Consider the following 12,833-nt stretch of genomic DNA (forward strand, 5'->3'; position numbering starts at 1 on the left):
ACGTTTTATTGGTGAAAAGTTCGATCTCAAGCTACTGCACGATGGTTCGAGTAGCTAGAAATTTGTATGTTCGCGGGAACCTATTGGGGGATTAGATGAATTATAGTTTTCGGGATACGGGGCTATGGCTTAGATCCCTCGGCCAGCACTCGCCGAACGACCGTTCAGATCAACTGCCTCTATTGTTAGTAAACTACCAGAGCTTTCGCGACCGAGCTGCAATTCTCACTGCGCGAATCGCCCATTCCCTTCCAAACCTGACCGTTCACGATATAACACATTTAGACGCATTGTGGGAAACTGCCGACCTAATTGCTGGAGAAAGCTATCCGCTGAATCCTATGGAGGGCTTTGTTTTAGGGGGCGCGATTCTTTTACATGACGCCGCCCTTTGCTTCGAGGCGTTCGAAAAAGGCCTAGAGGGTCTCCGCGAAACGCTGGAATGGCGCGACGCATTTGCAACGGAAAAAGATAGGGCTGAGGAATCCATTCCCCTTTCAAGCATTGAAGCAAATGCTGACTTCACCGCTCTAAGAGCGCTTCATGCTCGACAAGCATCCCAATTAGCGATGCGGAAATGGTCTGGACAAGATGGTAGTGAATTCTACCTGATCGACAATGCAGAACTTCGTTCACGTTACGGCAATATTATTGGATTGATCGCCGCGAGTCATCATTGGCCCATCGAAGATGTTGTGTCGAAGCTGTCAGGACAAGTAAACGCTCCTGGAACCTTCCCACTTGAATGGCGAATTGACCCAGTGAAGATTGCTTGCCTTCTCAGATGCGCCGACGCTGCGCATATAGACAATCGACGTGCGCCAGACTTTCTTATGGCGTTGACCAGACGATATGGGATATCTCTGAACCATTGGAAAGCGCAGAATTGGCTGGCAAGAATTGACAAAGATGCATCCGACCCAACAGGATCTTCAGCAGTTTTCACATCAAATCGAGATTTTAACTCCGAGTCGGTAGAAGCTTGGTGGGTTGCCTTTGATGCCATTACCTTGGTTGATCGAGAGATACAATCGGTCAACCAACTGCTTGCGTCTCGACCGCAAAAGGAAATAAGCCCAGCGTTCAGGATAAGAAGAATTGCCGGAGCAACATCTCCAGAAAGTTTAGGTGAGTATATTCGCGCTTCTGGTTGGAAACCATGCTCCGCTAAACTACACGTTGGAAATGTCGAACGTTTGGTCGAAGGCCTGGGAGGAACAAAGCTATATGGAGAAAGCAATCAGCTAGAAATAGCTCTTCGTGAGTTAATCCAGAATGCCAGAGATGCAGTCCAGGCCAGACAAGCTATGGAGTCAGAATACGCAGGGCGCATTCGAGTTCAACTTAAGATCGAGCCATACGGTATAAATACTATTGTTGTCGAGGACGACGGCATTGGAATGTCTGAGCGGGTGCTTACAGGTCCGTTCTTAGACTTTGGGACTTCATTTTGGCTATCCGACTTGGTTCAAGAGGAGTTTCCGGGATTGCGCTCCTCGGGCTTCCGATCAGTCGGACGTTTCGGTATTGGCTTCTATGCCACCTTTATGGTTGCCAAAGCAGTGCGTGTATCCACCCGACGATGGGATGCTGGGCTAAACGACGTCCGCACCCTTGATTTTCCGAACGGGCTTACTCTTCGCCCAACTTTATCTTCAACTAGACCAGCCTCGTTCGGATCAATTTCCACGCGCGTTCAGGTATCACTGAAAGATGCCTTCACTGACATCAATACGATCCGTATCAAACGCCATCGAATAGATGGGCAAGACTTTAGCGTAACATTTAATGATTTTGTCGCCGCGTTGGTTGCCGGCCTCGACGTAACAGTCGAATGTCGCGCTGGTGAGCAAAATCATTTTGAGATAATTCATGACCCCATAGATCATCTAACAAGTCCGATTGCCCAGCGAAATTGGTTAGAAAAAATATCCTTTTCGACGTATCAGGCTGATTCCACCGTTAAGAATCTTATTGATCAAAGCGCCCATAGGCTTCGCTTCATTGAAAACGACTCGGGCGAGAAGGTTGGATTGGCAGCACTATCAAATTTTCGCTCTGAGGCACCAAATTTTTTAAGCGTTAATTGTATTGGCGGTCTAGCAACTTCGGTACACGGTCGCGATTCTACACGTTTCATTGGATATTTGGACCACCATCCACAGACAGCTAAACGTGATGCTGGAAAGAGATTGGCTTCAAATACCGCAATGAAGAAGTGGGCGGATGAGCAAATTGCCCTTTTGCAGGAAGCTTCAATAACTGACATGGAGTGGTGTTACGTCACGAATAGCCTGTGCGATTTGGATGTTGACCCATTGGCGATTGCTCGTGTAGTTATTTCTTCTGACAATCAATTGCATGTTTTGACCATTTCGCAACTCGTTTCACTAGCCTCCAAACACGGAATAGCTATGTACAAGTCTCCTTTTATGGATCATATTGAAACATACCATAAACATACTTCCTTTCGTGATTATCCGACAATTATACCTGTGCGAAACAGCGCTTTTCTCTCGCTCAAACGTACGGATGGCATTCCGGAAAGCGGAATTTCGTTAATCGGTTGCATGCATCGGGAATCTGAACAAGTCGGACGAAAGCTGAGATTTGAACTCATTTCTGATGCTGGGTTCGGTATATTAGGTAAGCTGGAGGCCCTGGTATTAACGATTGAGTGACTGACACAGTTAGCTACCTAGTCCAAATTGCGGCGGTCGCCAGCCTGCTAGCCGCCGGTCAGGACTGTGGGGACCGTGCAGCCGTCGCAGGATGTGCCGCACGCACACTGCCGACCGCCCCGCCTCAACGGCGGAGCGAACATTTTGGTCACTCGACACGTTGCACGAACAAGCAATCTTGGTGCGAAACACCCCGGCGGCGGCCTCGCTCGGCCCTGACCCGCCAAGCGCTCAATAATCCCACCAGGCTGGCACCCAGCGATAGAGGTCGCCTGCGGCTGCCACTCGGCCGACGGACGGGAAAGGCATGTGCGTGGACAGCAGCCACGAGCCGGTGTCCGCCAGCTCCCGCATCAGGCGGAGCCGCACGCGAGTCGCCTCCTCGGGGTCGTGTTCGAAACCGTTGTGCCATTCGGGGTGGTCGAACGAGACCGGAAAAATTGCGTCACCGCCGAACATCAGCCGGTCGCCGCCGGACGTGATGCGGACCACGCTGTGCCCGGGGGTGTGCCCGCCGGTGCGGGTGACGACCACTCCCGGCGCGACCTGCTGCTCCTCCTCGAAGGTGCGCAGTTGGTCACGGTATTCCTGCAGGAACCGCTTGGAGGCACTGCGGGCTACCTCCGCCAGCGCCGGCGGCATGCCTGTGCGGGAGAAATCGGGCGCTTCCCAGAATTTTGCCTCCGCGGCCGACGCATGGACCCGCAGGTCCGGGCGGAGTTGTGCCTTCACCCCGTCGACGAGCAGCCCGCCGACGTGATCAAAGTGCATGTGGGTCAGCACCACGTCGGTCACGGTCGCGAGATCGACGCCGGCGGCCGCCAGCCGATGGCCGAACTGCCCGGCCCGCCGGAAGTCCGGAACCTCTCCCCCTATCCCGGTGTCGATGAGGATGGTCTGGTCGCCGGAGCGCACCACGACCGCGTTCAGCGCCCAATCGAACGCGTCCCGCGACAGGAATCTTTCGTCCAGCCAGGCTCCCCGGACGGCGGGGTCGGCGTTGGTGGCCATCGACTCGGCCGGAGGCGTCAGCACGCCATCGCTGATCACCAGCACCTCGATGTCGCCGACCTGTACCGCGTAGCGCGACGGAACCAACTCGTCGCCCCCCGGTCGACCGAGGTGCGAGCCGTTGTCCAAGGTCATGACTGCCTGCCGCCGACCATTCGGCCGGGGTCTTGTTCCTACCTGTGACATGATGCGTTCCTCCTTGATGCGATCGAGTGGTCTTGAATCAAGTCGCGGACGCCCCCGCCCCATTAACCGGTCAATAATCCCAGACGGCCGGCACGCACCGAAACACATCACCGTCGACCGCCACGTGGCAGATGGACGGGAACGGCAGGTGGGTGGCCACCAGCGCCTCGCGGGTTGCCGCGAGTTCCCGCAGGAGATTGACGCGGACGCGGGCCGCCTCCTCGGGGTCGTGCTCGAAACCGTTGTGCCATTCGGGCTGCTCGAACCCGACCTGGAACACGGCGTCGCCGGCGAAGGTCAGGCGGTCGCCGCCGGAGGCCAGGCGCACCACGCTGTGCCCGGGCGTGTGGCCGCCGGTGCGCTGGACGAGCACGCCCGGCGCCACCTCGTGCTCCTCGTCGAATAGCCGCAGATTGGCGCGGTAGTCGCTGACGAACTTCCTGGCTGCCCGTCGCAGCGCATCCGGAAATCCCTGCGGCATGACGGCATGGGAGAAATCGGGGTCTTCCCAGAATTTCAGCTCGGCGGCGGCCACATGGATGCGCAGGTCCGGACGCAGCCGCTCCTTCACCCCGTCGACGATCAGCCCGCCGATATGGTCCATATGCATATGGGTCAGCACCACGTCGGTCACGGATGCGAGATCGATGCCGGCGGCCTCCAGCCGCGAGACCACCCGCCCGGCCTGCGGCAGGTTCAGGTCCGGGTCCGCGCCCAGCCCGGCGTCGACGAGGATGGTCTTGCCGCCGCTGCGCACCACCACCACGTTCAGCGGCCAGTCGAGCATGTCCGGCGACAGGAACATGTCCTCCAGCCAGGCCGACCGCACGGCCGCGTCGATATTGTGCGCCAGGGTCCGCGACGGTATCGGCAGCACGCCGTCGCTGACGATCAGCACCTCGATGTCGCCGATCTTCAGCGCGTAGCGCGACGGAACCAGCTCGTCCAACCCCGGTCGAGTGGCGTGTGAAAAGTTTTCCACGTTCATGTCTGTCTCCTGCTGGCCGCCTTGGCGGCGGCGTGGCTTCTGTTGATCCGCTAGTGCCGAGCTATGATCGCGCGCCGGCCCGGCCTCCGATACCGTGCGGCCTGCTAGCTTCCGCTATCCGGGGAGCAGATAAACCTGCACTTCGGGATAGCGCGGATTGGCCGACCGCCGGCTCGATGCGGGCGACGCGCGCCTGTATTTGGAAAATTCCTGCCGCCCATGTCACATCGGCGCATGCCGTCTCGTCATGGTGTCGTAACCCAGGAAAGGAACGACCGATGACTGCCAAACTCGACCCCTTCGCCGCCGCTCCCGCGCTGATGAAAAGCTGGATGGGCACCTCGCTCACCATCCATTCCAGCCTCGAAGCCGGCCTCATCCATTTGGTGGAAATACGCGCCTCGCAGATCAACGGCTGCGCCAACTGCCTCAACATGCACACGGCCGCCGCCCGCGAGAAGGGCGAGACCGAGCAGCGCATCTACCTGCTCTCGGCCTGGCGCGATGCGCCGTGCTACACCGACCGCGAGCGCGCCGCGCTCGGCTGGACCGAGGCGCTGACAAAACTCTCGGAAGGCCACACGCATGAAGTCGCCTACGCGGCGCTGAAGGCCGAGTTTTCCGAGGAGGAACAGGTGAAGCTGACGCTGATGATCAACATCATCAACGGCTGGAACCGGCTCGCCATCGGCTTCGGCCTGTTCGTCGACCCGCAGGCCGCCAAGGCCATCCAGGCGAAAGTTGCCGCCTGATGGAAGAGGCGGCGCATATCGACGCGGCGGCAAGTTTCGATCCGCTGCGGCCAAAACTCATGCGCGTCGCCTACCGCATGCTGGGCTCGGTGGCCGACGCCGAGGATATCGTGCAGGAGGCCTTCATCCGCTGGATGGGGGCCGACCGCTTGGGCGTGCGCGAGCCCGAGGCTTTTTTGCGCCGCACGGTGACGCGGCTCTGCCTCGACCAGCTCAAATCGGCGCGGCGCCGGCGCGAGACCTATGTCGGCCCCTGGTTGCCCGATCCGGTCGTCGAGGAGGACGAGGAGGAGGACGTCACCCTGCCGCTGATGCTGGCGCTGGAGCGCCTGTCGCCGCTGGAACGGGCGGCGTTCCTGCTGCACGACGTGTTCGGTCTGGAATTCGAGGAGGTGGCGAAAACCATCGGGCGTGACGCTGCCGCCTGCCGCCAGCTCGCGGCGCGGGCCCGCACCCATGTGCGCGAGGCGCGGCCGCGCTACCAGCTCGACAGGAAGCACGGCATCGCGCTTGCCGAGGCGTTTTTCGCCGCCTCGCGCAGCGGCGACATGAAGGCGCTAGGCGCCATGCTGGCGGCCGATGTCAGCATGCACGCCGATGGCGGCGGCAAGCGCTCGGCAGCCACAAAGCCGTTCGTCGGTTTCGACGCGGTCATGAAGGTCCACGAATATCTGGCGACGCTGTTCCGGGAAAAGGGTTCGACGCTGGTGCGCGCCGGCTTCGTCAACGGCTTGCCCGGCTTCGTCACGCTGGAGGCCGACGGCGAATTGCAGACCACCGCGCTGGAGATCGAGGACGGAAAAATCGCGGCGATCTATGTGGTGAGGAATCCGGACAAGCTGCGGCATTTGCATTAAAGATTTCGCGGGTCAGTTGCACGGCCGGCACTCCTTCGCACCCCCCTCTGTCCTGTCGGACATCTCCCCCGCAAGGGGGAGATTGGCAGCTTCATCGCTGCCGCTCTTCCTGCAACGTCGGCGATTGGCGAAAGCCAAGCGGCCGGCGCAATCTCCCCCCTTGCGGGGGAAATGTCCGACAGGACACAGGGGGGGTGCGAAGGAGTGCCGGCCGTAGCTGGTCGCATTACCTCATCCAAACCGCCCCCGATCGTGCGGCGCGGTATAATCGATCGCCGGCCCGACCGGCACGATGCGCGTCGGGTTGATGGTGGTGTGGCTGCCGTAATAATGCGACTTGATGTGGTGCATGTTGACCGTTTCTGCCACGCCCAGCACCTGGTAGAGGTCGCGCAGATAGTTGGAAAGATTGGGATAGTCAGCGATGCGGCGCAGGTTGCATTTGAAGTGGCCGACATAGACCGGGTCGAAGCGCGCCAGCGTCGTGAACAGCCGCCAATCCGCCTCGGTGATTTTTCCGCCCACGAGGTAGCACTGCCGCGACAGTCTTTCCTCCAGCGTATCCAGCGCCGAGAAGAGTTCGCCGAATGCCTCCTCATAGGCTTCCTGCGTAGTGGCGAAACCGGCGCGGTAGACGCCGTTGTTGATCGCTGGATAGACCAGCGCATTGATTTCATCGATCTCGGTGCGCAGCGCCTCCGGATAGAAATCGACCGACTTGTCGCCCCATTCGTCGAAGGCCGCGTTCAGCATCCGGATAATTTCCGGCGACTCGTTGGAGACGATGGTCTGCTCCTTGCGGTCCCACAGAACCGGAACCGTCACCCGGCCGGAATAGCGCGGATCGGCTTTCGTATAGATCTGGTGCAGGAAATCGAGACCGTAGAGGTCGTCGCCCGTCGCCCCGTCCTCGGCCAAAAAGGTCCAACCATCCTTGCCCATGAAATGATGGACGACCGAAACCGAAATCACGTCCTCAAGCTTCTTCACCACACGAAAAATCAGCGTCCGGTGCGCCCAGGGGCAGGCGTAGGAGACATAGAGGTGATAGCGCCCCGGCTCGGCCGTGAAACCGCGCGTGCGGCCCGGCGCGGGCTTGCCGTCGGCGGAGACCCAGTCGCGCCAGGGTGCCTCCGAACGCACAAAACGCCCGCCGGTCTCCCTGGTCGAATACCAGACGTCCTGCCATTTGCCGTCGACGAGTTGTCCCATGTGGTTCTCCCGGCTGCATGATCGGGATTTCCCCCGACGATCTCCCCGACATTTAGGACGGTCCGGCCGAAAGCAAAACCGCCACGGCTTGAACACAGCGTCGCCGATATCAGGCATTTGCCCGCAAATGCACCATAGGCGGATGGACGCCGTGCCAATTTGATGATAGCGGCGTTTCCTATGGTCAGATGCACGCATATCCGGTTCGACCGACGACGAAAGAGCGCCAGCGCTTGAAGCGCTGACTGGCGACGCTGCCCTGCGCAGCAACTCTTCCTCGCACCCGACCGGACGCTGCTCACCATGATCCCCGCTGACGTAATCTTCATGCCGGAAACCCCGGCGCACGACGCTGAAATCGACCATATCAACGAAGAAGCCTTCGGGCCGGGGCGCTTCGCGCGCGCCGCCTACAAGATCCGCGAGGGCGGGCCGCACGAGCGGCTTCTGTCTTTCGTCGCGCTGCATGAGGGCGAGGTGATCGCTTCCTGCCGGCTGACGCGTATCGCGGCAGGCGAAGGCCGCGCGCTGCTGCTCGGGCCGCTGGCGGTCCGGCCGGCCCACAAGAATCTCGGCATCGGCAGAAAACTGGTGGCGATCTCGGTCGAGGCTGCGCGCAAGGCCGGCGCCGAAGCCGTGCTTCTGGTCGGCGACGAGCCCTATTACGGCCCGCTAGGTTTCAAGCGTATTCCGCGCGGCCAGCTCTCCATGCCGCGCCCGGTCGATCTCGACCGCATCCTGGTCCACGAACTGTCGCCCGGTGCGGCCGAGCGCCTCAAGGGCGAGGTTTGCCACGAGGACCAGTCACGCATGCCGGCCTGGCGCGAAACCCAAGAGCCCATCCGCAAGGCAGGCTGAGCGCGACACCGCACACCGTTGCCGGGTCGCCGGCCGTTGCGTCATCGGGCCGGCCTCCGTAGGCTGGCTGCAAACGCAAGGAGACGACCATGGACATCAGCGGACAGACGGCGCTCGTCACAGGCGGCGGCTCCGGGCTGGGCGAGGCGACTGCCCGCGCGCTGGCCGCCAAAGGTGCCTGGGTGGCTGTACTCGACATCGATCTGGAGCGCGCCGATACGGTTGCCCATGAGATCGGCGGCTTCGCCGTCAGTTGCGACGTCAGGAGCGCCGAACACGCCGAGGCCGCCATCGCCGGCGCGTCACGGGCGCTTGGCCCTGCCCGTATCCTCGTCAATTGCGCCGGCATCGCCACCGGTATGAAGACCATCGGCAAGGACGGCCCGCACCCGCTCGACCTCTATCGGAAAGTGATCGAGGTCAACCTCATCGGCACCTTCAACATGATCCGCCTCTTCGCCGACCGCGCGGCTAAACTCGACCCGCTGGCCGGCGGCGAGCGCGGCGTCATCGTCAACACCGCTTCTGTCGCCGCCTTCGACGGCCAGATCGGCCAGGCCGCCTATTCCGCGTCCAAGGGCGGCGTGGTCGGCATGACCCTGCCGGTGGCGCGCGACCTCGCCCGTTCCGGCATCCGCGTGATGACCATCGCGCCCGGCATCTTCAAGACACCGATGATGGCCGGCATGCCGCAGGAGGTGCAGGATTCGCTGGGCGCCGCCGTCCCCTTCCCATCGCGGCTCGGCGAACCCTCGGAATATGCCGCGCTCGCCGTCCACATCGCCGAGAACCAGATGCTGAACGGCGAGACCATCCGCCTCGACGGCGCGATCCGAATGGCGCCCCGATAATCCCGGCGGCCACTTGCAGCGCTGGCCTCGCGCGCCGATAAGTGGATGACAAAATTCAGGGTTGAGGCTGCCATGGACGAGAAACGCGACGTCATCCGCCCGACCGACGACGAGGCCGTCAGGCTGGCGAAAACCTTGTTGCGCGCGGCGCGCTACGGCGCGTTCGCCGTGCTCGACCCGGCAAGCGGCGGGCCGCTCGCCAGCCGCGTCGGCGTCGCGACCGATGTGGACGGCGCGCCGCTCATCCTCGTGTCGATGCTGTCGGCCCACACAAAAGCGATAACAGTCGATCCGCGCTGCTCGCTGCTGCTCGGCGAACCGGGCAAGGGCGATCCCCTTGCCCATCCGCGCGTCACGCTGATCTGCCGGGCCACCAAGCTGGAAAGGGGTTCGCCGGAGCAGGCGCGGGCCGAGCGCCGCTATCTCAACAAGAATCCCAAGGCAAAGCTCTATGTCAGCCTCGGCGATTTCCACATGTTTCGCCTGGAGATCGAAGGCGCCAGCCTCAACGGCGGTTTCGGCAAGGCTTACGCCCTGACGCGAGAAGATATCCTGACCGCGAGCCCGGCGCTCGAGACACTCGCCGCATCTGAACAAGGCGCCATCGATCATATGAATTCGGATCATGGCGACGCCATCGCTCTCTACGCTGCGCATTTTGCCCGCGCCGCTGGCGGGGGATGGACGATGACCGGCATCGACCCGGACGGATTCGACCTCGCCTCGGGCGACGAGATTCGTCGCGTGTTTTTCCCGACTCCTTTGCAGGCATCTTCTGAACTTCGGGCCGTTCTCGTCGAAATGGCCCGGACAGCCCGCGCCAGTGCGGGATAACTCGTAGGACCAACCGCAAATTGCAAGAAAGCCCCTTGAGATCGCCAATAAGCGCGCTAGGTTGTATTGGAGATATGCGGAGGCCTTGCGGTGTCCCTGGGCGGACAGTGCAGAAACGACAGGAAAGCAATCGAAACATCCCGTCCGCCCCGTCGAGGAGGCGACGCGTCAAGATGAAGTCCGAGCACGCCCAGGCGATGGCCGCCGACGCGGCAAATCTGCTTACAATGCTCGGGAACGAAAAGCGCCTGGCAATCCTTTGCAGTATCCTCGACAATGAGATGTCGGTCGGGGCCTTGGCCGACAAGGTCGAACTGAGCCAGTCGGCTCTGTCCCAGCATCTTGCGAAATTGCGCAAGGCGCGGCTGGTCGAAACCCGGCGGGACCGCCAGACCATCTTCTACACGTGCCGCTCGGAAAAGGTGCGTGCCATCATGCAAGCTCTTCAGGACCTCTACGCATTCGCTTGACGGCGGCAATCCTTCACAGCCGACGCCGGCTTGGATAGACCTGCCTGATGAATCCCATCCGAATCGTCGATGCGGACGATCCGCGCGTCGCGGCCTTTCGCGACATCCGCGAGCGCGACCTCGTCGGCCGGCAAGGCCTGTTTGTTGCTGAAGGCAAGGTGGTGCTCGACGTATTGTTGTCGTCACCCGACTATGAGGCGCTATCCGTCCTTGTCCTCGATAGCCGGCTGGCCGGCCTCGAAGCCGTGCTTGGCAAGGCGCCGGCGACCGTTCCTGTCTACATGGCCGGCGCCGCGGTGATGGATACGATCGCCGGGTTCCACATCCACCGCGGCATCCTGGCGATCGGCCACCGGCGCGCGGCGCCCACCGCCACAGAACTGCTCCAGGCCGCGCCCGGACGCGCGCTGACGCTGGTCCTGGTCGGCATCTCCAACCATGACAATATCGGCTCGATCTTCCGCAACGCCGCCGCCTTCGGCGCGGCCGCGATCTTCCTCGACCCGACCTGCTGCGATCCGCTCTACCGGAAATCGATTCGCGTTTCGGTTGGCGGCGTTTTCCGCGTTCCCTTTGCCCGCTTCGACGGCACGGCCGGCTTTGCGCAAAATCTGCTGGACCACGGCTTCCATCCCATCGCGCTGTCGCCGCGCGGAACAACCGACATCAGGGACATCGCCAGCAAGGATCGCATGGCGCTGTTCCTCGGCACCGAGGGCGACGGCCTGCCCGAAACGCTGCTGTCGGCGATGCAGACGGTGCGCATCGTCATCGCGCCGGATTTCGACAGCCTGAACGTCGCCGCGACCTCGGCGATCGCGCTTCACCGGCTCTCGGAACGGGAGGATTTCAGCTCAAGGGCAGCGGCGCGATCTTCTTCAGCGCCTTGACCCGGTCGGCCAGGCTGATCACGCCCGACCCCGCGCGGCCGCCCTGCTCCGCGCCGGGGATCGGCATCTCCAGCGCCTTGCGGATCGGCGAGTCCGGCCCGTCGAGCATGGCGGTGAGCGAAATCACCTCGGCAGCGAGATCGTTCATCTGCTCGCGCAGCAGCGCGCTTTCGCGGCGCTCGACCTCCCATTCCTCCGCCTTGGCGCGTTCACGGCCCGCGAGGTCCGCCCGTAGCTTCTGGTTCTCGCGCGTCATCACCACCAGGCGCTCGTCGAGGCGGCGACGTTCAGCGGTGAGTTTGGCGACGGCCGCCTGCATGTCGCCCCCGCCGGCGCTGGAGAGCAGGCTGGACATCTGCAAAGTCTGGTCGGCGGCCTGCGCTTCCAGCCTGAGCTTCTCTTCCAGGGTCTTGGCGAGCTTGCCGTTGAGGTCGTTTTCCGTCGCCGTTGCCGTCTTCAGGCGTTCGCGGAACTGCGAAAGATCCTTCTCGCGCCGCTCGATCGTCTCCTCGCGATCGGCGACGGTGGCGACCATGCGCTCAAGCTTCTTTTCCAGCTCCGTGGCCTTCCGCTTCTCGACACGGGCCGTCTCCTGCGCCGCACGCAATTCAACCGAAATATCCTGAAGCCGACGGTCGACCTCGCGCCGCTCGCCTTTCAGCGTCCCGAGATCGTCTGTCAGTCTCTCGACCTCGCTTTCCCTGGCAAGCAGTTCGACCTGGCGATTGGTCGACGACAGGCTGGCGCTCTCGTACAGCCCATTCAGCTTCTCCAGTTCCGCCGCCCGCTGCTCCAGCGCGCGGTCCGCCTCTTCCAGATTGTTGGAATACTGCCGCAATTCCTCCTCGCGCTGGCGAAGCTCGGCGCGAAGCGCGGCGCCCTTGGCCTCGAGGTCGGAAAGCACGCGGTTCTGGTCATCGCGCTCGGCGGCAAGCTGCCGCAGTTCCTCCCGCCCCCGGCCGATTTCGACGATCTGGGCGGATGCCCTCTCGCGGAATTCCTTCACGCTTATTTCGAGGCGGCGGGTGGACATCGCGAACTCCGCCCGCAACCGGTCCTTGTCGGCCTGGATTTCGTCCAGCGACAGCGGCACCGATGCCTCGATGCGCTTGCGTGTCAGCCTTACCGCCCGCCGCCAGATCGCCGGCGCGACCATCAGCGCGAGGAAGCCCGCGCACAGGAAACCGAGGGCGAAGAAGAGCACGGACTGGATCACGGCAGGCCTTACAAGCGATACGCGAAA

Annotated in this window: 12 protein-coding genes; 8 read left to right on the top strand and 4 right to left on the bottom strand. The window is 61.8% G+C overall.

The genetic code is table 11. The annotated features are described in order from the left end of the window. Positions 1-95 precede the first annotated feature (95 nt). Positions 96-2,681: an ATP-binding protein gene (locus ACH196_RS25125; protein WP_396649664.1), complete on the top strand. Its 2,586-nt coding sequence runs from the start codon at positions 96-98 to the stop codon at positions 2,679-2,681. 231 nt (positions 2,682-2,912) lie between these two features. Here ACH196_RS25125 and ACH196_RS25130 read toward each other — a convergent pair whose 3' ends face one another. Together ACH196_RS25130 and ACH196_RS25135 are read right to left on the bottom strand one after the other, a co-directional pair. Beyond that, the gene (locus ACH196_RS25130; RefSeq protein WP_396649665.1) at positions 2,913-3,827 is read right to left on the bottom strand and encodes an MBL fold metallo-hydrolase; all 915 of its coding nucleotides are present in this window, start codon (positions 3,825-3,827) and stop codon (positions 2,913-2,915) included. Positions 3,828-3,948: 121 nt separating this feature from the next. Next, the gene (locus ACH196_RS25135) at positions 3,949-4,866 is read right to left on the bottom strand and encodes an MBL fold metallo-hydrolase (protein ID WP_396649666.1); all 918 of its coding nucleotides are present in this window, start codon (positions 4,864-4,866) and stop codon (positions 3,949-3,951) included. A gap of 278 nt (positions 4,867-5,144) precedes the next feature. On the opposite strand from ACH196_RS25135, the gene ACH196_RS25140 reads away from it, so the two are divergent. Continuing rightward, positions 5,145-5,618: a carboxymuconolactone decarboxylase family protein gene (locus ACH196_RS25140; RefSeq protein ID WP_396649667.1), complete on the top strand. Its 474-nt coding sequence runs from the start codon at positions 5,145-5,147 to the stop codon at positions 5,616-5,618. Next, complete coding sequence (locus tag ACH196_RS25145; protein ID WP_396649668.1) at positions 5,618-6,475, top strand: sigma-70 family RNA polymerase sigma factor; 858 nt, start codon at positions 5,618-5,620, stop codon at positions 6,473-6,475. Before ACH196_RS25140 ends, ACH196_RS25145 begins: the two co-directional genes overlap by 1 nt. Positions 6,476-6,706: 231 nt before the next feature. Here ACH196_RS25145 and ACH196_RS25150 read toward each other — a convergent pair whose 3' ends face one another. Beyond that, complete coding sequence (locus tag ACH196_RS25150; protein WP_396649669.1) at positions 6,707-7,687, bottom strand: glutathione S-transferase family protein; 981 nt, start codon at positions 7,685-7,687, stop codon at positions 6,707-6,709. A 303-nt stretch (positions 7,688-7,990) separates the two neighbouring features. On the opposite strand from ACH196_RS25150, the gene ACH196_RS25155 reads away from it, so the two are divergent. The 5 genes from ACH196_RS25155 to ACH196_RS25175 all read left to right on the top strand — a co-directional run bounded on the left by ACH196_RS25155 (position 7,991) and on the right by ACH196_RS25175 (position 11,590). Beyond that, positions 7,991-8,545 carry a GNAT family N-acetyltransferase gene (locus ACH196_RS25155; RefSeq protein WP_396649670.1) on the top strand — a complete coding sequence of 185 codons (555 nt, stop codon included), beginning with the start codon at positions 7,991-7,993 and terminating at the stop codon, positions 8,543-8,545. A gap of 89 nt (positions 8,546-8,634) precedes the next feature. Then, positions 8,635-9,396 carry a 3-hydroxyacyl-CoA dehydrogenase gene (locus tag ACH196_RS25160; RefSeq protein WP_396649671.1) on the top strand — a complete coding sequence of 254 codons (762 nt, stop codon included), beginning with the start codon at positions 8,635-8,637 and terminating at the stop codon, positions 9,394-9,396. Positions 9,397-9,468: 72 nt separating this feature from the next. Beyond that, entirely contained in the window at positions 9,469-10,230 is a 762-nt protein-coding gene (locus ACH196_RS25165; RefSeq protein ID WP_396649672.1) for a HugZ family protein, read from the top strand. A gap of 173 nt (positions 10,231-10,403) precedes the next feature. Next, positions 10,404-10,700 carry an ArsR/SmtB family transcription factor gene (locus ACH196_RS25170; RefSeq protein ID WP_396649673.1) on the top strand — a complete coding sequence of 99 codons (297 nt, stop codon included), beginning with the start codon at positions 10,404-10,406 and terminating at the stop codon, positions 10,698-10,700. Between the two features lie 47 nt (positions 10,701-10,747). Beyond that, entirely contained in the window at positions 10,748-11,590 is an 843-nt protein-coding gene (locus tag ACH196_RS25175; protein ID WP_396649674.1) for a TrmH family RNA methyltransferase, read from the top strand. Here the strand turns inward: ACH196_RS25175 and ACH196_RS25180 are convergent. After that, the gene (locus tag ACH196_RS25180; protein ID WP_396649675.1) at positions 11,550-12,806 is read right to left on the bottom strand and encodes a hypothetical protein; all 1,257 of its coding nucleotides are present in this window, start codon (positions 12,804-12,806) and stop codon (positions 11,550-11,552) included. The genes ACH196_RS25175 and ACH196_RS25180 overlap by 41 nt on opposite strands. Between the last annotated feature and the right edge of the window lie 27 nt (positions 12,807-12,833).

It is taken from the genome of Mesorhizobium sp. IMUNJ 23232, from assembly GCF_044326205.1.
Lineage (GTDB): Bacteria > Pseudomonadota > Alphaproteobacteria > Rhizobiales > Rhizobiaceae > Kumtagia.

What these genes read in the sequence shown, in the direction of transcription:
- ACH196_RS25175 (WP_396649674.1), top strand. Translation starts at nt 10,748, where the DNA reads ATGAATCCCATCCGAATCGTCGATGCGGACGATCCGCGCGTCGCGGCC.
- ACH196_RS25145 (WP_396649668.1), top strand. Translation starts at nt 5,618, where the DNA reads ATGGAAGAGGCGGCGCATATCGACGCGGCGGCAAGTTTCGATCCGCTG.
- ACH196_RS25155 (WP_396649670.1), top strand. Translation starts at nt 7,991, where the DNA reads ATGATCCCCGCTGACGTAATCTTCATGCCGGAAACCCCGGCGCACGAC.
- ACH196_RS25170 (WP_396649673.1), top strand. Translation starts at nt 10,404, where the DNA reads ATGAAGTCCGAGCACGCCCAGGCGATGGCCGCCGACGCGGCAAATCTG.
- ACH196_RS25150 (WP_396649669.1), bottom strand. Translation starts at nt 7,687, where the DNA reads ATGGGACAACTCGTCGACGGCAAATGGCAGGACGTCTGGTATTCGACC.
- ACH196_RS25135 (WP_396649666.1), bottom strand. Translation starts at nt 4,866, where the DNA reads ATGAACGTGGAAAACTTTTCACACGCCACTCGACCGGGGTTGGACGAG.
- ACH196_RS25130 (WP_396649665.1), bottom strand. Translation starts at nt 3,827, where the DNA reads ATGACCTTGGACAACGGCTCGCACCTCGGTCGACCGGGGGGCGACGAG.
- ACH196_RS25160 (WP_396649671.1), top strand. Translation starts at nt 8,635, where the DNA reads ATGGACATCAGCGGACAGACGGCGCTCGTCACAGGCGGCGGCTCCGGG.
- ACH196_RS25125 (WP_396649664.1), top strand. Translation starts at nt 96, where the DNA reads ATGAATTATAGTTTTCGGGATACGGGGCTATGGCTTAGATCCCTCGGC.
- ACH196_RS25140 (WP_396649667.1), top strand. Translation starts at nt 5,145, where the DNA reads ATGACTGCCAAACTCGACCCCTTCGCCGCCGCTCCCGCGCTGATGAAA.
- ACH196_RS25165 (WP_396649672.1), top strand. Translation starts at nt 9,469, where the DNA reads ATGGACGAGAAACGCGACGTCATCCGCCCGACCGACGACGAGGCCGTC.